The 291-nt window shown below is 40.5% G+C and carries 1 protein-coding gene; it reads left to right on the top strand.

The window, feature by feature from the left end; all coding sequences use genetic code 11:
* Window positions 1-291: transposase (locus GNY06_RS01480; protein WP_166518481.1), on the top strand; the 291-nt coding region annotated here is incomplete at both ends.

Here is a 291-nt window from a genome sequence, read left to right as displayed (position 1 = left end):
TTCAGCTTATTGTAAAACGCCTGAAAACAGGCTGTCAGTGGCGTGAATTAAGTTTGAAAGAATATTTTGGCAGAGAGAAAATCTGCTGGCAAAGCATTTACTATTATTTCAATAAATGGAGCAAAGACGGCTCTTTCAGAAAGTTTTGGATAGGTCTTTCGCTCCTTAATAAAAGAAAATTGGATATGTCAAGCGTTCAGTTGGACGGCAGCCACACCCCAAGCCGAATGGGAGGTGAAAAGCTAGGCTATCAGGGTAGAAAAAAGGCAAAAACCACCAACAGCATTTTTC

Origin of the sequence: Elizabethkingia argenteiflava (assembly GCF_009904105.1) — a bacterium.
GTDB classification, from domain to species: domain Bacteria; phylum Bacteroidota; class Bacteroidia; order Flavobacteriales; family Weeksellaceae; genus Elizabethkingia; species Elizabethkingia argenteiflava.
The sequence above is the reverse complement of the archived record's forward strand: the minus strand, read 5'-3'. Positions and strand labels throughout refer to the sequence as shown.